This is a genomic window from Lentzea sp. CC55, from assembly GCF_021056325.1.
Classification (GTDB): domain Bacteria; phylum Actinomycetota; class Actinomycetes; order Mycobacteriales; family Pseudonocardiaceae; genus Lentzea; species Lentzea jiangxiensis.
This window is the reverse complement of sequence record NZ_JAJCXE010000057.1, coordinates 21824-39094: the sequence shown is the minus strand read 5'-3', so window position 1 is coordinate 39094 and position 17271 is coordinate 21824. Positions and strand designations below refer to the sequence as shown.

The window sequence follows — 17271 nt, the reverse complement described above, 5'->3', positions numbered from 1 at the left end:
CGCGTTTTGTTGGTCGGGTTGCGTTGCGAGGGTGTTCGCGCGGGTCGGGACGAAGCGCCGGGTGGCGATTGGGGCTTGACCTCGAGCCTCTGGCGGGACGCTTGGACGGCCGGAAAAGCCGGGGCGAAAAGAGCCCCGGCCGTGCCCTGCGAGGGGAGCATCCCGCCCCCTCGAGGTAAAGCCCCAATCGCCTTCGCCGGTGCCGACCGCTGCTCGGCGGCGCATAGTTCATCCGGCTCGCTGCGCATCGCCACGCCAGGCTGCGTGCGTGGCTGAGTTGCGACTGCGGCTGTCCGGCTGGCACCGCGCGCCAGGCCTGGGTGCGTGGTCACCTTGCATTGGCGGGTGCGGTTGAGTGCGCGGGCGGGTGCGGCTGGCACCTCGCGCGGGTTGGACCTGGCGGCGGGCTACCAGGGCTCGTCGAACTCGCCGTCCTTCGCGCCCAGCACGAAGGCGTCCCACTCGGCCATCGTGAAGGTGAGCACGGGTTCGAGCTGCTTGGAGTTGCGCATGGCGACGTACGTGGCGCCGTCGGTGTGCTCGATGAAGGCGATCTCGACGTGGCCGTCTTCCGGTTCGGGCTCCGGCGGCCGCTTCCACTGCGCGTTGCGCAGGTCCAGCTTGCCGCGCACGTGGGCCTTGTCGTCGTAGATCGGCGCGCTGTCGGTCATGCCGAAGAAGCTAGCGGATGGGACCAGCCGAAAAGCGGAAAGGCCCGCGGAGCGTCACACGCGCTCCACGGGCCTCCCTGGGGAAAAGACCTGGTCGAGAACTCAGGCGGTCTCGGTGATCGGGCGGTCGACCCACGACATCATGTCGCGGAGCTTCTTGCCCGTTGCCTCGATCGGGTGGTTCTCGCCCTCCTGCTGCAGCTTCTTGTAGTTCGCGCGGCCGTTGTCGTCCTCGGCCACCCACTCGTTCGCGAAGGTGCCGTCCTGGATCTCGCCCAGGATCTTCTTCATCTCCTCCTTCACGGCAGGAGTGATGACGCGCGGGCCGCGGGTCAGGTCGCCGAACTCCGCGGTGTCGGAGATCGAGTAGCGCATGCGGGCGATGCCGCCCTCGTACATGAGGTCGACGATCAGCTTGAGCTCGTGCAGGCACTCGAAGTACGCGACCTCGGGGGCGTAGCCCGCCTCGGTGAGGACCTCGAAGCCCGCCTGGACGAGCGCGGAGGCGCCACCGCAGAGGACGGCCTGCTCGCCGAAGAGGTCCGTCTCGGTCTCTTCCTTGAACGTCGTCTTGATGACGCCGGCGCGGGTGCCGCCGATGCCCTTCGCGTAGGACAGGGCGAGGGCCTGCGCGTTGCCCGAGGCGTCCTGCTCGACGGCGATGAGCGCGGGGACGCCCTTGCCGTCGACGAACTGGCGGCGGACCAGGTGGCCCGGGCCCTTCGGGGCGACCATGGCGACGTCGACGCCGGACGGCGCGGTGATGAGGCCGTAGCGGATGTTGAAGCCGTGGCCGAAGAAGAGCGCGTCGCCCTCCTTGAGGTTCGCGGCGATCTCGTTCGCGTAGATGTGGCGCTGCGCGGTGTCGGGCGCCAGGATCATGATCACGTCGGCCCAGGCGGAGACCTCGGACGGCGTGCCGACCTCCAGGCCCTCTTCCTCGGCCTTGGCGCGGGACTTGGAGCCCTCCTGCAGACCGATGCGGACCTCGACGCCCGAGTCGCGCAGGGACAGCGCGTGGGCGTGGCCCTGGCTGCCGTAGCCGATCACGGCCACCTTGCGGTCCTGGATGATGCTCAGGTCGGCATCGTCGTCGTAGAAGATCTCGACGCTCACAGTGTTTCCTTCTCTCTGGGTTTCTAGCGGACCGCGGTGGCGGTGATGGAACGAGCGCCACGGCCGATGGCGACCATGCCGGACTGGACGATCTCCCGGAGCCCGTAGGGCTCCAGCATGCGCAGGAGCGCGTCGAGCTTCTCGGAGGTGCCCGTTGCCTCGATCGTGACGGCCTCGGGCGAGACGTCGACGACCTTCGCGCGGAAGAGCTGAACGGTTTCGAGGACCTGCGACCGCACCGTCGCGTCCGCACGAACCTTAATCAACACCAGTTGCCGCTGAACGGAAGCGGTGGGCTCCAGCTCGACGATCTTGATGACGTTGATGAGCTTGTTGAGCTGCTTGGTGACCTGCTCCAGGGGCAGCTCGTCGACCGACACCACGATCGTCATGCGCGAGATGTCGGGGTACTCCGTGCGGCCGACCGCGAGCGACTCGATGTTGAAGCCGCGGCGGGAGAACAGGCCGGCGACGCGTGCGAGCACACCGGGCTTGTCCTCGACCAAAACGCTGAGCGTGTGCCTGGTCATGCGATGTCCTCGTCGTTGCGATCCTCGGTTGCCCTGGCCGGGCAAGCGCTGTTCGGCATCAGATGTCCTCGTCGAACAGGGGGCGGATGCCGCGGGCGGCCATGATCTCGGAGTTGCCGGTGCCGGCCGCGACCATGGGCCACACCTGCGCGTCCTTGCCGACGACGAAGTCGATCACGACGGGGCGGTCGTTGATCTCCAGCGCCTTGGCGATCACCTCGTCCACCTCCTCGCGCGACTCCGCCCGCAGGCCGGCGCAGCCGAGGGCTTCCGCCAGGAGCTTGAAGTCTGGGATGCGGTGCTTGTGCGTCCCCAGATCCGTGTTGGAGTACCGCTCGCCGTAGAACAGCGTCTGCCACTGGCGGACCATGCCGAGGTTGCCGTTGTTGATCACGGCGATCTTCACCGGCAGGCCCTCGATGGCGCAGGTGGCGAGCTCCTGGTTGGTCATCTGGAAGCAGCCGTCGCCGTCGATGGCCCAGACCGTGCGGTCCGGCTCACCGGCCTTGATGCCCATGGCGGCGGGGACGGCGAAGCCCATCGTGCCGAGGCCGCCGGAGTTGATCCACGTGCGGGGGTGCTCGTACTTCACGAACTGCGCGGCCCACATCTGGTGCTGGCCGACGCCCGCCGTGTAGATCGTGTCGGACGGCGACAGCGCGCCGATCCGCTCGATGACGTACTGCGGCGAGAGCGTGCCGTCCTCGGGCCAGTCATAGCCCAGCGGGAACGTCTCGCGCAGCGACTTCAGCGTGTCCCACCACGGCGTGAGGTCGACGGCCTTGGCCGTCTCGCGCTCGGTGCGGACCGCGTCGATCAGCTCGGTGATGATCTCCTTGCAGTCGCCCACGATCGGGACGTCCGCGCGGCGGTTCTTGGAGATCTCGGCCGGGTCGATGTCGGCGTGGACGACCTGCGCGTCCGGCGCGAACGACGCCAGCTGGCCGGTGACGCGATCGTCGAAGCGGGCGCCCAGCGCGATCAGCAGGTCCGCCTTCTGCATCGCCGCGACGGCCGCGACGGTGCCGTGCATGCCGGGCATGCCCAGGTGCTGGTCGTGCGAGTCGGGGAACGCGCCGCGCGCCATCAGCGTCGTGACGACCGGGATGCCGGTGTCCTCGGCCAGGCGCAGCAGCTCGGCGTGGGCGTCGGCCTTGATCACGCCGCCGCCGACGTACAGGACGGGCTTGCGGGCGGCCACGATCAGCTTGGCGGCCTCGCGGACCTGCTTGCCGTGCGGCCGGGTCGTCGGCCGGTACCCGGGCAGGCGCATGTCGGGCGGCCACGTGAAGCTGGTCTGCTCCTGCAGCACGTCCTTCGGGATGTCGACGAGGACGGGGCCGGGTCGGCCGGTCGCCGCGATGTGGAACGCCTCCGCGATCGCCCGCGGGATCTCCGCGGCGTCGGTCACGAGGACGTTGTGCTTGGTGATCGGCATGGTGATGCCGCAGATGTCCGCCTCCTGGAAGGCGTCCGTGCCGATCAGCGGCCGCGACTGCTGGCCGGTGATCGCGACGACGGGCACGGAGTCCATGTTCGCGTCCGCGAGCGGGGTGACGAGGTTCGTCGCACCCGGTCCGGAGGTCGCCATGCAGACCCCGACCCTGCCGGTGGCCTGCGCGTACCCGGTCGCCGCGTGGCCGGCGCCCTGCTCGTGGCGGACGAGGATGTGCCGGACCTTCGTGGAGTCGAGCAGCGGGTCGTACGCGGGGAGGATCGTCCCGCCGGGAATGCCGAAGACCACTTCGCAGCCGACCGCTTCGAGCGAGCGGACGAGCGACTGAGCACCGGTTACACGAATCGGTGCGCCCGTCGGCGGGGCCGGTTTGGGCCGCGGACCTGGACGTGGCGACGTGGGCTCGGAAGCCTGTCGCGATGGTGCGCTGGTCATCATTGCCTCGTGGGTATCGGGGTCCGGACACGAAAAAACCCTCGACAACCCGGAGACGGGTCGTGCGAGGGTCGCGCGTCGACGCAGGCTGTTCGGCTCAGGCGTCGACGCGCCTGAGAAGTACGAGAACGAGCGTGCGCTGCATGGCCGGGACGTTATCGCCTTTGGCAAGAGGGCGTCAACTCTGCGGGACGGAATTCCCGGATCGTGGACGTGGAACAATCGTCCGGGTGAAGAAGCTGGTCTTTCGCATCCCGGCAACGGCCCTGCTCGCGGCGGGTCTGATCGCCATCTGCGTCACCCCTGTGGCGTGGATCGCTCCCGGGCTGCAAGTGCTCTACGTCCTCCCGCTCGCCTACGCCTACTGGGTGCTGCGCAACCGCACGACGGTCACGGAGGAGCGGATCGTCGCGCGCGGCGTGTTCCGCACGACGACGCTCGAGTGGTCCGAGGTGAGGTCCATCCGCCTGGTCCAGAAGGGCTGGCTGCGGGCGGTCAGGGAGGACGCCTCCGAGGTCGTGCTGCCCGCGGTCCGGTTCATGCACCTGCCGGCGCTGTCCGTGGTGAGCGGTGGCCGCGTTCCCGACCCGACGGTCGTGGAAGAAGAACCCGAAGAGGTGACTGACGAGGTCACCGGGGACGTGAACGGCGAAAGCAGCGCGGACGCTGTCGAGGAAGCCCCCGGGAAGTCCGTACAGTCCGAGAAGTGATCGAACGGGTTCCGCAGCTGAGCCTGCTGCTGTCCATCGCAGGCCTGCTGACCTCGGCTTATCTGACGTACGCGCACTTCGACGCGAGCGCACTGCTGTGCTCGGCGGACGCCGTGGTCGACTGCGGGACCGTGACCACGAGCGAGCAGTCCGCGCTGTTCGGCGTCCCCGTCGCGTTCCTCGGACTGGCCTTCTTCGCCTTCCTGACGGTGATCTGCCTCCCGTTCGCGTGGCGGGTCGAACCCCTGAAGTGGGTGCGGCTCGCGGCGGTCGGCGTCGGCGTGCTGATGGTCGTCTACCTGGTCGCGGCCGAGTTCCTCATCATCGGCAAGATCTGCCTGTGGTGCACCGCCGTGCACGTGATCACGCTCGCACTGGCCTGTCTGCTGGTCTCGGCGAGTCTGCGCACGAGTAGCCTTTGAGGCACCGCTCCCAGACTTGGTGACGCCTCACCCGGCCGTCCCGCGCGCACTTTTTCTTGAACTGAACCTGGAGGAGCAGTGCCTCAGCTCCGCTCTCGCACCACCACGCACGGTCGCAACGCCGCCGGAGCCCGCGCCCTCTGGCGCGCCACCGGCATGACGGACAGCGACTTCGGCAAGCCCATCATCGCGATCGCCAACTCCTACACGCAGTTCGTGCCCGGCCACGTGCACCTGCGCGATCTCGGCGACATCGTGGCCGAGGCCGTGCGAGAAGCGGGTGGCGTGCCGCGCGAGTTCCACACCATCGCGGTCGACGACGGCATCGCCATGGGCCACAGCGGGATGCTCTACTCGCTGCCCAGCCGCGAGATCATCGCCGACTCCGTCGAGTACATGGTGAACGCGCACCAGGCCGATGCGATCGTCTGCATCTCGAACTGCGACAAGATCACCCCTGGCATGCTCAACGCGGCGATGCGGCTCAACATCCCCGTCGTGTTCGTGTCCGGCGGCCCGATGGAGGCCGGCAAGGCCGTCGTCGTCGAGGGCGTCGCCGTCGCACCGACCGACCTGATCACCGCGATCTCCGCGTCCGCCTCCCCCGCCGTGAGCGAGGACGGGCTCTCCGAGGTCGAGCGCTCCGCGTGCCCGACGTGCGGCTCGTGCTCCGGCATGTTCACCGCGAACTCGATGAACTGCCTCACCGAGGCCCTCGGCCTCTCGCTGCCGGGCAACGGCTCGACGCTCGCCACGCACGCCGCGCGCCGCGAGCTGTTCTCCGAGGCCGGCCGCGTGGTCGTGGAGCTGTGCAAGCGCTGGTACGGCGAGGACGACGAGTCCGCGCTGCCGCGGTCGATCGCGAACCGCAAGGCGTTCGAGAACGCGATGGCGCTCGACATGGCCATGGGCGGCTCGACGAACACCGTGCTGCACATCCTCGCCGCCGCGCAGGAGGGCGAGATCGACTTCACGCTGCAGGACATCGACGACCTGTCCCGCCGCGTGCCGTGCCTGTCCAAGGTGTCGCCGAACAGCGACTACCACATGGAGGACGTGCACCGGGCGGGTGGAATCCCCGCTCTGCTGGGCGAGTTGTACCGCGCCGGGCTGCTCAACGACGACGTGACGTCGGTGCACACGCCGACGCTCGCGGAGTGGCTCGGCAAGTGGGACATCCGCGCCGAGAACCCGTCGCCCGAGGCGGTCGAGCTCTTCCACGCCGCTCCCGGCGGTGTGCGCACGACGCAGGCGTTCTCGACGTCGAACCGCTGGTCCTCTTTGGACACCGACGCCGCGAACGGCTGCATCCGCGACTTCGAGCACGCCTACACGCGGGACGGCGGCCTCGCCGTGCTGCGCGGCAACCTGGCCGAGCGCGGCGCGATCATCAAGGCCGCGGGCATCGACGAGGAGCTGTGGCACTTCGAGGGCCCGGCGCGCGTCGTCGAGTCCCAGGAGGAAGCCGTCTCGGTGATCCTGAAGAAGGAGATCCAGGCCGGCGAGGTCCTGGTCGTGCGCTACGAGGGCCCGTCCGGCGGCCCCGGCATGCAGGAGATGCTGCACCCCACGGCGTTCCTCAAGGGCTCGGGCCTCGGCAAGAAGTGCGCGCTGATCACGGACGGCCGGTTCTCCGGCGGTTCGTCGGGCCTGTCGATCGGTCACATCTCGCCGGAGGCGGCGGGCGGCGGCACGATCGGCCTGGTGCAGAACGGCGACCGGATCCTGATCGACGTGCACGAGCGTCGTCTCGAACTGCTGGTGGACGACGACGTGCTGGCCGAGCGCCGCGCCAAGATGGAGGCCTCCGAACGGCCGTGGCAGCCGGTGGACCGGGTCCGCCCGGTCACGGGCGCGCTGCGGGCGTACGCGCGGATGGCGACGGACGCGTCCACGGGCGCGGTGCGCGACCCCAGCCGTTAAAGAGCGAAGGCGAGCGCCAGGCAGGCGCCGAACAAGAGCCAGCCCGTCAGCGGTCCGCTGACGGGCTGCTCCGTCTTCTTGACCACGATCCCCGCGACGACGAGGCCCGCGAGCAGTCCCAGCGGTGGCAGCAGCGACTTCGCGGAGAGCCCGAACGGGAACGCCACCAGGTACACGACCGGGATGCCGACCACCAGCAGGGCGAGCTGGAGCACCGCTCCCGTCACGTTCTTCCGCACGGCCACTTCCTACCGGAAGACGAAGTACGTCACCGCGGCGCCACCGGCACCGATCAGCAGCGCGATGAACCCGGCCGCCAGCGGGTGGCGGAACCAGCTGCGGTTGTAGTCCAGGGCGGCGCGGCCCGGTCCGGCGAAGAGCGCGGCGAACGCCATGCCGGCGAGGGCGAGCTCGAGCTCCACGCCGTTGGGGCCGAAGAAGCCGCCCTTGTACTGCAGCGCGATGACGTTGGCCATCACGGCGAGCAGGCCGGCGGCGGCGAGCGGCGTGAAGAGGCCGAGCACGAGCAGGCCGCCGCCCGCGAGCTCGGTGATGCCGGTGACCCAGGCGAGGACGACCGGCTCCCGGTAGCCCATCTTCTCCAGCGACTGCGCGAAGCCGTTGATGCCGGGGCCGCCGAAGAGGCCGAAGACCTTCTGCAGGCCGTGCAGCAGGAAGATGCCGCCGAGCACCGCGCGCAGGCCGAGCAGGCCGATGTCCGGGCCCGCGGTCCAGCCGAACTCCCTGCGGTCGTCGCCGGCGAACGCGTCGTCGTCTCGTACATCCACTGTGGACTTGTCGAGCGGCGTGTAAGCCGTCGTGTCGAACGACTTCGTCGACGCGTCGAACGGCGAAATGGCGTCCGTGCCGGCTCGCGCCACGCCGTCGTCGAAGTGGTGAACTCCCCCTCCGCTGCTCGGGTAGAACGAGTCGTCGGAGAAAGCGCTCGAGGTGGTCGAGCCTTTGTCGTGAGTGGCCACGCCCGCACGCTAGGGGGCCGCGTGCGGGCGCGCGAGATCCGAACGGCAGCCCACTTTCACCCGGATGGGCTAATAGTCCCCGTGGACGAGGTTGCGCGGTTCCTCCCCCGCGGCGAACCGCGAGATCTCCGCGATGGCGATGGCGTACGCGCGCTGTCCGCTGCCCGTGCACGACCCGGCCACGTGCGGCGTCAGGAACAGCCCCGGCGCCGTCCACAGTGGATGATCGGCGGGCAGGGGCTCGGGATCGGTCACGTCGAGGGCCGCGCGCAGCCGGCCCGAGGTCAGCTCGGCGAGCAGGGCCCCGGTGTCGACGACCGGGCCGCGCGCGCCGTTGACCAGGATCGCGCCGTCCTTCATCGCGGCCAGGAACTCGGCGTCGACGAGGTGGCGTGTCTCCTCGGTCATCGGCGTGAAGACGACCACCGCGTCGAACTCGGGCAGCAGCCGCGGCAGCTCGTCCTGGCCGTGCACCCCCTCGCGAGCGGTGCGGCCGACCAGCGTGGCGGTGGCGTCGAACGGCTCCAGGCGGCGCTTCAGCTGCTCGCCGAGGTCGCCCGCGCCGACGATCAAGACCTTCTTGTCCTGCAGGGTGTCCGTGCCGTGGTAGTCCCAGCGGCCCTCGGCGCGCGCCCGTTCGAAGACGAAGAAGTCTCGGTAGATGGCGATCAACGCGCCGATGGCCCACTCCGCGGTGCTGCCGCCGTGCGCGCCCCGGGCCGTCGAGAGCATCACACCGTCGGGCACCTTGCCGATGAAGTTCTCGGCACCGGCGCTGAGCAGCTGCACCAGCTCGAGCTTCGGCAGCTGCTCGAACACCTCGCGCGGGTCGGTGCCGGAGAGGAACCGCGGGATCAGGACCTCGGCGTCCCGTCCCTCGGACGGCAACGGCCGCCCCGGCTCGTAGCGAACCGCCCGGACACCGTCCACCCGGGACAGCGCTTGAACTCCGAAGTCATCTGGCACGAGCACGGTGAGCGTCACCGGGCCAACGTACGTCAGAATGTCCGCCATGCGGGAGCACGACGTCATCGCGTGGGACGGCACGAGGATCCGGACGTGGCAGGTGGCCGACGAGGGCACACCGGTGCTGCTGTGCCCCGGCGTGGGCTCCGGCCCCGAGTCGTGGCCGTCGCTGACCGGCCGGGGTGGCGTGCTCAGCTGGTACATGCGCGGCACGATGGGCTCCGGCAGGCCGGTCGACGAGCGCAACATCTCGCTGGACGACCACGTGTCGGACGCGATCGCCGTGCTGGACGACGCGGGCATCGACCGGTGCGTCGTCATGGGCTGGTCGATGGGGGTGACGATCGCCGCCGAGCTGGCGTTGCGCCACCCGGAACGGGTGGCGGGCCTGCTGCTCGTCGCGGGCGCTCCCGGTGACTCGTTCGACGCCATGCTGCCGTTGGCGCCGAAGGCGGTGCGCCGGTTCATCGGGCTGACGGGCACGAAGCTGCTCCAGCAGGCCGGTCCGGTGCTCGACAGGGTGCTGCACCGCGTCCCGGTGACGGACGCGACGACGTTCCTGCTGCGGCACAGCGGCGTGATCAAGCCGACGAGCGACCCGAAGGCCGTCACCAGCGCGGTGAGCCGGTTCCTGCTGCACGACTGGCGCTGGTACTTCACGCTGGCGCTCGCGCTCGGCGGGACCCCGCGCCAGGACCTCGGCCCGGTCGTGTGCCCGGTCACGCTGCTGGCGGGCCGCGACGACGTGCTGGCGACGACGGAGAGCATGTCGGGGCCCGTCGCGGGGCTGCCCCAGGCCCGGCTGCGGGTGCTGCCGTGCAGCCACTACCTGCCGCTCGAGGCGCCCGAGGTGGTGTCCGAGGAGCTCGACCTGCTGCTCGACCGGGTCCGCTCGGTCGACTTCGCCACGTCCGGGAGAAGTTGACTTCGGGTTCACGGTCGCCCACCTACCCTGGAGCCGTGGTTCGTTCCGTTGCGTTGCTGACCGCCGCCTGCCTGCTGGCAGGGGGCTGCGCGAGCTTTCCCGACGAGCCGGCGCCGACGCAGTGGAGCGCGCAACCCCAGCTGACGCCGCAGGCGGGGCCGCGTCCCGAGCTGCCGGGCGAGTACCGCCCGGCGCCCGGTGAGCAGGGCCGCGGGCAGCAGCCGCCGCAGAGCGTGCCGCCACCGCAGGGCTGCAAGGACTTCAACCCCGCCGTCATCGCGACCTGCCTGAACACCGTCACCGGCGTAGCCCCGATCGGTGGCGACGCCCAGGGCGGCGTCGCGGCGTACGCGACCGAACGCGGCGGGCGCCTGGTCAAGGTGTCGAAGGACGTCGACCCCGTGGTGGTCGCGCAGCTGGAGGTCGACGCGTCGACCGACGGCGGGCTGACCGGCCTGGCGCTGTCGGCGACGTTCGCCGAGGACCAGCTGGCGTACGTCTACGTGACGACGGCGACGGACAACCGGGTGCTGCGCATCGCCCCCGGCGACTCCCCCAAGCCCATCCTGACCGGCATCCCGAAGGGCCCGTCCGGCAACCGAGGCGTGCTGGCGAGCGACCGCAAGGGCGCGCTGCTCGTCGCCACCGGTGACGCGGGCAACCCGGCCCTCGCCGCCGACCCCGCCTCGCTCGCGGGCAAGGTGCTGCGCATCGACGGCTTCGGCCAGCCCGCGCAGGGCAACCCGACGGCGGGCACCGCGGTCGTCTCGTCCGGGCTGAAGCTGCCCGGCGGCCTGTGCGTCTCGGCGGACACCACGAAGATCTGGGTGACGGACTGGGCCGCGAACGCCGACGTCGTCTACCGCGTCACGCCGGGCAAGCTCGGCGAGGCGGCGTGGACCTGGCCGGAGCGGCCGGGCGTGATGGGCTGCGCGTCGTTGTCCGACGTGCTGTGGGTCAACACGTCGAAGATCCCCGGCTCGCAGAACTTGCCGATGAACCCCGAGGGCGCGTTCACGGGCAAGCCGACCGTGAGCGACGAGGACGGCAGCGAGTTCGGCCGGCGCGGGCCGATGGAGCAGATCAACGACTCGGCGGCGCTGATCGGCACGGTCAACAAAGCCGGTGGCCAGCCCGTGTCGTCGGACGACAGGGTCGCGATCGTCGTGCGCGACGGCGGCGGCTCGCCCGGCAAGGACTGACCGCCCTGCCCCTGACCGGCAAGTGGTGACCAGGGGTTTTCGTTCCGCCGAACGGGGGAATCCCGGTGCGGGGTAGTGCAGGCGGGGGTGGAGGGGCTGTCGGGGCCTTCCCACCCCCGCCTTTTCCCTACCTGGTGCTCGTCCAGAACAGAGCGCGCGCCACCTGCGCGTACAGGCCCTTCGGGTGGTCGCGGAACATCGGTTCCGTGCCGAACAGGACCACGCGGGCCCCGCTGGCCGCCGTGCCGGACACGACCGCCGCCTGACCCGCCGCCGCGTCCTGACCGCCCGTGCCGTTGTCGCGTGCGCGCCAGTGGCCCGCGGCGAGGACCGTGCTGCCGTAGCGCTGCTCGACCGTCACGCCCGCGCCGAGGTTCGTGAACCACTGCGGTGAGTAGACGAACGAGTGCGGCAGCGCGCCGGTGCCGACCGGACCGGTGCCGTTGACGACGTTCACCACGCCGTTCGCGTCCTCCCGGCCGGCGACCGGGGTGGCCTGCAGGAGCTTGGCGTCCGCGTTGAACCTGCTTCCCGCGGCACCGCGGGTGACGACGCCGCCGCGCTCGAGGAACTCTTCGAGCGCGGCCTTGGCGGTGGCGTTCAGCTGGCCGTGGTCGAGGCCCGCTCCCACGTACAGCGCGTCGACCCGCGACCAGTCGAAGCCCGCGTTCAGCACCGCTGTGGAGATCGTGCGGACGTCGAACCCGGACTGCCGCAGCACCTGCAGCTCGTCGGCGGAGACCGCGGCCGCGATCACCTTGCGCTGCAGCGCGACGCCACCGGGCACGGCGGCGGTGAAGCGCACGCCGTACCGGTCGGCGACCTCCTTCGCGGCGGCCCTGTCCTTCGCGGGGACGACGACCGTGCCGTCGTCCTGGCGCTTCAGCTCCAGACCGCGGTTGAGCAGGTCGTTGACCGCGCTGACGTCCTTCTGGTCGGTCAGGACGAGCGCGAGGTCGGCACCCGGCGCGGCGCTGACGTCCCCGGTGGGCGAGGCAGCGGTGACGGGCCTGCCGTCGAGCCGGAGCTGACCGCTCCGGTGGACGTCGACCGAGGCGCCCCAGAGCAGGCGGTGGCTCCAGCCGGAGATGTCGTACATGACCGGCGCCTTGTCCGAGATGTCGCTGCCCTGCTCCAGCACCACGTTCGCGAGTCCGCGCTTGGGCTGGTGCATGTCCACGACGTACGACCCGGCCGGGTAGCGCTTGCCGCCCAGCGTGAACGGCCTCTCCGCCCGCTGCACCCGGACGTCGTGCCGGACGAGCTGGTCGACGAGCCTGGCCGCGGCGGGCGCGGACCGGTCGTCCGTGATCACGTAGGCGCGCGGGAACTCCGTGCTGAAGCGGTCCTCCGGTCCGAAGCCGGGCACGAACCCGTCCGGGACGTACCGCTGCCGCTCCCCCGCCGCGCCGCGGCGGAACATCTCCGTCTGGTTGGCGATCAGGCTGCGCCGGTTGTCGTCCACGTAGTCGAGCGTCGACTTGATGGTGGCCTCGACGACGTCGGTGTTGATCCGCGAACGCCGCTGCAGCTCCGCCGCGGGCAAGGTGTCGTAGTCGGCCCGGTTGACCCGCATCGGAATCTCGATCGTGTACGACACGGCCCCGTGGTACATCGAGTACTGGGCGGTGTAGATCGGCGCCCAGCCGTCCCACTCGCCGACCGGGTAGTCGCGGAACGGGATCTCCGGCTTCGCGGCCTCGGGGTGCCCGAGCGCCTGCACGGCCTTCTCCATCTGCAGGCCACCCGCGTAGCCGTGCTTGATGTAGAGGTCGAAGTCGTAGTTCTGCCCGTGCGGCGGCGTGGTCGGCTCGATCAGCGTGTTCGCCACGTACCCGTGCTGGTCCAGCATCATCACCGGCTGCGTGCGCTCGACGACGTCCTGCATCACCCGGTTCTCCGGCTGGGAGCTCGTGACGAAGTCGCGGTTGAGGTCGAAGCCCGCCGCGTTCGACCGCGTGCCGGCGACGCGACCGTCCGGGTTCGCCGTGAGGTTGAAGTAGATCCTGCTGCGCTGCAACAACTTCCGCGTCTCGGCGTCGTCGCTCGTGGCGAGGTGCTCGATGACCCGCAACGCGCCGTCGGTGCCCTCCCACTCGTCGCCGTGGATGTTGTTGTTGATCCAGATCGGCGCCTTGTAGAGGCTTTCCGGAACGCTGCGCCCTTCCTCGACGGTGGCGCGGAACCGCTCCTGCAGCCGGGTCTGGGCCGCGGTCTCCGGCGCCGTCAGCGTGACGAGGTACAGGTCGCGGCCGAGCCCCGACTGTCCGACCACCTCGACCGAGACCCTGTTGCTCTTCTGCTGCAGCGCGTTCAGCCGCGGCGCGAGCGAGTGGTAGGGCGCCAGGTTCAGCTTGATGGCCTTGTCGGCCGGGTTCTCCGGGTACGTGCGCAGCTTCGTCCTGCGCGGGTACCCCTGGTGTCTGTCGGCCTGGTTCTCCCCCTGGGCCGACACCGACCCCTGCACCTGGAAAGCGTCGTCCAGGACGGCGACGTCATTGCGCTCAGGCCCGTTGCCGGGCTCACGATCCGGACTCGACGGTTGCGCCGTCGCGTTGACGGGCGCCGCCACCACCGCGGCGGCCGCCAGGACGACGGCGAGCAGAGTTCTGCGCATGCGGTCGTTTCTCGCACAACGGCCCGCTCATCGACTAGAGCCGATAGGCGGGCCGTTGTGTCCCCTCGGTCAAGACCTCGTGTCGTCGAGGGTGGCACAGGAAGCCGGGCGCACGCGAGAAAAGTTCACCAACCGCCGTTGGCACTTGGACCACAACTAACCGCTGACCAGCACGTTCGTCGGCCGGAAGACCGCACAACCACTCGAACGGCCTATCCCGACCCGAGGCAGAGGAACGGCCGGCGGAACGGGTCCTTCGCCATCGCCTCGGCCAGCGCCACCGCGGGCGCGGCCCCGGCGACCAGCGCCCGGTGGTAGTCGGCCATCGCCGCCGCACTGGCCTCGTCGCCGACCTTGCTGGCCGCGGCGACCACGGTCCGGGTGCCGCCGGCGAGCATGGCACCGGCGAAGCCGAGGGCCTCGTCGCCGGGCCGGATGCGGTTGAGGGCGAGCTCGCAGGCGGCCAGGACGACGTGGGCCGGTGGCTTCCGCAGCCTGCCCAGCTCGTGGGCGAACAGCGGTCCGTCGACCAGTTCGAGGCGGGAGAAGAGGGCGTTCTCGGTCTCGTGCTCACCGTGGGCGGCGACGTGGACCAGGTCGGCGCCGTCGAGGTGGGCGAGCACCTCGGCAGCGGTCGCGGTGTCCCCGGACAGCATCGTGGCGTTGGCGTGGTAGGTCGCCAGCCTGTCGACCTCGTCGTGCCCGAAGAGGAGCCCCGGTCCCTGCACCACCAGCACGCGATCGTTCCTGACCTCTCCGCCCTGCGCCGCCGCCAGCCACGCGGTGGCCGAGGGCGCCGTGACGACGGGCCGCCCGTGCAGGCCGGGGATGACGCCCCACGGCACCGCGTACAACGTCCCGGTCGGCACCACCACCAGTTCGCGATCACCGATGAGGTGCCGGAGCGGCTTGATCAGCAGGGTGTCGAGCCGGTCGGCCTGCTTGTGCGCGGACGCCCCGATGACCTGCACCAGAGGTGGCGGCAGATGATCAGGGGCGAGAGCGTTGAGGTCGAAGTGGAGCTTCTGGGCGCTCTCCAGCGCCTCCGCGGCATGACCGAGCCGTTCGAGGCGGACACGGCCGCCGGCGACGACGACGGCAGCGATCTCTCCTCCGGACACGACGTAGCTGACCATGGCCCGTTCACCCAGCTCAGCGATCACCTCGCGGATGCCGGCGACGGGTCGCGGCTTGCCCCACCGCTGCGAGTGCCAGCCGAGCCGGTTCGCCTCGCGCTGCGCCTTCACGAGTTTGCCGCGCAGCTCCGCGGTCGGCTGTCCGGACAGACCGTGCCGCAGGATCGCCCAGCTCAGGTTGCGCACCTCGGTGATCCGCTCGGCGACCTCGTTGTTGTCGGTGGCTTCCAGCGGTTCGTACCGGTAGGTCTGCGCGCGGGTGCGTTCCAGCCAGGCGAAGAGCCTGCGCGCGTCCGCGTCCTCCAGCGCGAGCTTGATCGCGAGCTCGCTGAGCTCCCTGCCGTGCACCGCCGTGGCGGACACGAGCTCCAGGCCTCCGAGCTGGTCGCGCACACGCCCCAGCTCGTCCAACGCCTGCCGGGCGTGCGTCAACGCGGCGCGGCGACTTCCCTTGGCCAGCGCGAGTTCGGCCAGCACGAGCCTGCGCTGCATGCGGTGGTCGAGCGGCGTGACGGTTCTCGGACCGGGCACCTTGTCGAGGAGTGTCTCGGCGTCCGCGAGCCGCCCCCGCCGAATCTCCAGCCGCGCCGCGAGGAGCAGCGCGAGCCGCGACTCGTCCACGAGGTGGTTGGCCGCCAGCTCAGCGGACAACGCCAAGGCCTTCTGCACCAGGGCGTTCGAGATCCGTCCGGTCCGCATGGCATGCCTGCCGTGTGCCCACAGCTCGATCAGGCCGGCCATCATCCACCACGTGCTGCCCCGGCGGACGAGCTTCCGTTCGGACCTCTTGGCCATCCGGCGAGCCAGGTCGAACTGACCGTCCAGCAACGCGGCAGACGCCCGGAACATCTCGACCTCGGCGATCTCCTGTCCGAACTTCTCCCTGCGCATGACCGGAAGCGCCTCGTCGAGGTGCTTACCGGCCTCATCGGACAATCCGATCATGAGCATGGCCTCTGCCTGGTCGAGTTGCAGCCGAGCGAGCAGAGCCGGTTGATCATCCGCGCGGAAGACCCGCTCCGCCTCCTCGTAGCGCCGCAGCGCCTCCGCGAGCTCACCGCTCTGCTTGTGCACGTTTCCCAGCGCGTGCACCAGGAACGGCAGGAGGTGGAGGAGTCCGTGCTTGTTGGCGAGGCGAATGCCACATTCGAGATCGGAGATCGCTCGTTCACTTCGACGCACGGCGGCCAGAGCGAAACCTCGGTTGAGCAAGGTGGAGACGAAGCCCTGCACGAGCGACCGGTTGGTACCGGGCAGCGTCTGCTGCACGTCGTCTTCGACCGCCGCGATGAACCTGTTGAACCACTCGACAGCACGTTCCGGCTGTCCCATGCGCATGACCATGAGGCCCTGGTTGTGGTCGACGCCCGCGCTCAGAAGCGTCCTGGTGGCGGCGTCGTCGATGGTGTCGATCTCGCGACGGGCCGCGTCGAAGGCCTCGACGGCGACGTCCATGCCGCTGGTTTCACCCTGGCACAACCCCAAGGTGTAGAGGATGCGAGCGCGAGCAGCCGCGCGTTCCTGGCCAGGTTCCGCGCGTTCGACGTGCGCGAGCGCACGTTTGAGCAGTCGAATGGCCGAGGGGAAGCGGAATCTCGCTTGCTCGGCCCATCCTCTCCCGTACAACTCGCGCGCTCTCTCCAGGGAACGAGCGGGCATGTGATCATCACACCACACGTGGTCGACCAGCGCAGCCCGCCAACCAGGCACTAGGCCTGGCGACGGGCTCTACACGCTGAGTTACTGCGCGACCTGGTTGCTCACGTGGTTCGGGCAGTCCGCGGCGTGCTCGATATCGCCACCGGAATCCACAGCGCCCTCCGAGATCAGCCGCCGACCCACCAAGGGGAATCCCGGACCACCGCCGCAGCACATCGGCGTGATTTCCGGGTCTTCCTTCTTGTCCGGCCGCGGCACCTCCGCAGGCGGCGCCGGCTCGACCGGGATCGGCTCGACCGGGACGGGTTCGACGACCGGCGTTCCCTCGAGCACCGACTCGGCTTCCTGAACGACCTCGGTCGCCGCCACGTCGAAGTTCTCGCGCTGAACAGTCATGAGGATTCCCCCCTCGTTTGGACTATTACATTCCATCCCCCCAGATGGGATGCAGGGAAAGAGTGGCACACACGGCTACGGGTATACGTCTCATTTAGCTAACAGCCACTCAAACGGCCTAAGATCA

15 protein-coding genes are annotated in these 17271 nt (G+C 70.0%); 5 read left to right on the top strand and 10 right to left on the bottom strand.

Annotated elements, in window-relative coordinates; genetic code table 11:
• Window positions 1–407: 407 nt before the first annotated feature.
• The 4 genes from L6E10_RS38575 to L6E10_RS38560 all read right to left on the bottom strand — a co-directional run bounded on the left by L6E10_RS38575 (window position 408) and on the right by L6E10_RS38560 (window position 4208).
• Window positions 408–671 (bottom strand): DUF397 domain-containing protein, encoded by a 264-nt coding sequence (locus L6E10_RS38575; RefSeq protein WP_089925599.1) that lies wholly within the window; start codon window positions 669–671, stop codon window positions 408–410.
• 102 nt (window positions 672–773) lie between these two features.
• Window positions 774–1787 (bottom strand): ketol-acid reductoisomerase, encoded by a 1014-nt coding sequence (gene ilvC, locus L6E10_RS38570; RefSeq protein ID WP_236225125.1) that lies wholly within the window; start codon window positions 1785–1787, stop codon window positions 774–776.
• 23 nt (window positions 1788–1810) lie between these two features.
• The gene (gene ilvN / locus L6E10_RS38565) at window positions 1811–2317 is read right to left on the bottom strand and encodes an acetolactate synthase small subunit (protein ID WP_030467896.1); all 507 of its coding nucleotides are present in this window, start codon (window positions 2315–2317) and stop codon (window positions 1811–1813) included.
• 58 nt (window positions 2318–2375) lie between these two features.
• On the bottom strand, window positions 2376–4208 hold the full coding sequence (locus L6E10_RS38560; RefSeq protein ID WP_236225124.1) for an acetolactate synthase large subunit: 1833 nt from the start codon (window positions 4206–4208) through the stop codon (window positions 2376–2378).
• Between the two features lie 230 nt (window positions 4209–4438).
• Here L6E10_RS38560 and L6E10_RS38555 point away from each other — a divergent pair, with 230 nt between their 5' ends.
• The 3 genes from L6E10_RS38555 (at window position 4439) to ilvD (ending at window position 7263) form a co-directional block, all read left to right on the top strand.
• Entirely contained in the window at window positions 4439–4918 is a 480-nt protein-coding gene (locus L6E10_RS38555) for a PH domain-containing protein (RefSeq protein ID WP_236225123.1), read from the top strand.
• A complete protein-coding gene (locus L6E10_RS38550) occupies window positions 4915–5340 on the top strand; it encodes a vitamin K epoxide reductase family protein (protein WP_236225122.1) in 426 nt (141 codons plus the stop codon). Before L6E10_RS38555 ends, L6E10_RS38550 begins: the two co-directional genes overlap by 4 nt.
• 78 nt (window positions 5341–5418) lie before the next feature.
• Window positions 5419–7263 (top strand): dihydroxy-acid dehydratase, encoded by a 1845-nt coding sequence (gene ilvD, locus L6E10_RS38545; protein ID WP_236225121.1) that lies wholly within the window; start codon window positions 5419–5421, stop codon window positions 7261–7263.
• On the opposite strand, the gene L6E10_RS38540 is transcribed toward ilvD, so the two are convergent.
• The 3 genes from L6E10_RS38540 to L6E10_RS38530 all read right to left on the bottom strand — a co-directional run bounded on the left by L6E10_RS38540 (window position 7260) and on the right by L6E10_RS38530 (window position 9227).
• Entirely contained in the window at window positions 7260–7502 is a 243-nt protein-coding gene (locus L6E10_RS38540; RefSeq protein WP_236225120.1) for a hypothetical protein, read from the bottom strand. The genes ilvD and L6E10_RS38540 overlap by 4 nt on opposite strands.
• A gap of 9 nt (window positions 7503–7511) precedes the next feature.
• Window positions 7512–8243 carry a DoxX family protein gene (locus L6E10_RS41115; RefSeq protein WP_236225119.1) on the bottom strand — a complete coding sequence of 244 codons (732 nt, stop codon included), beginning with the start codon at window positions 8241–8243 and terminating at the stop codon, window positions 7512–7514.
• A gap of 69 nt (window positions 8244–8312) precedes the next feature.
• The gene (locus L6E10_RS38530) at window positions 8313–9227 is read right to left on the bottom strand and encodes a 2-hydroxyacid dehydrogenase (protein WP_236225118.1); all 915 of its coding nucleotides are present in this window, start codon (window positions 9225–9227) and stop codon (window positions 8313–8315) included.
• A gap of 28 nt (window positions 9228–9255) precedes the next feature.
• Between L6E10_RS38530 and L6E10_RS38525 the strand changes: the two genes are divergently transcribed.
• Together L6E10_RS38525 and L6E10_RS38520 are read left to right on the top strand one after the other, a co-directional pair.
• Complete coding sequence (locus L6E10_RS38525) at window positions 9256–10134, top strand: alpha/beta fold hydrolase (protein WP_236225117.1); 879 nt, start codon at window positions 9256–9258, stop codon at window positions 10132–10134.
• A gap of 35 nt (window positions 10135–10169) precedes the next feature.
• Window positions 10170–11336, top strand: a complete 1167-nt coding sequence (locus L6E10_RS38520) for a sorbosone dehydrogenase family protein (RefSeq protein WP_236225116.1) — start codon at window positions 10170–10172, stop codon at window positions 11334–11336.
• Between the two features lie 127 nt (window positions 11337–11463).
• Here L6E10_RS38520 and L6E10_RS38515 read toward each other — a convergent pair whose 3' ends face one another.
• From L6E10_RS38515 to L6E10_RS38505, 3 genes are all read right to left on the bottom strand, one after another.
• Entirely contained in the window at window positions 11464–13953 is a 2490-nt protein-coding gene (locus tag L6E10_RS38515) for a M14 family zinc carboxypeptidase (protein ID WP_236225115.1), read from the bottom strand.
• Between the two features lie 212 nt (window positions 13954–14165).
• The gene (locus tag L6E10_RS38510; RefSeq protein WP_236225114.1) at window positions 14166–16544 is read right to left on the bottom strand and encodes a CHAT domain-containing protein; all 2379 of its coding nucleotides are present in this window, start codon (window positions 16542–16544) and stop codon (window positions 14166–14168) included.
• A gap of 285 nt (window positions 16545–16829) precedes the next feature.
• Entirely contained in the window at window positions 16830–17117 is a 288-nt protein-coding gene (locus tag L6E10_RS38505; protein ID WP_236225113.1) for a hypothetical protein, read from the bottom strand.
• Window positions 17118–17271: the final 154 nt, after the last annotated feature.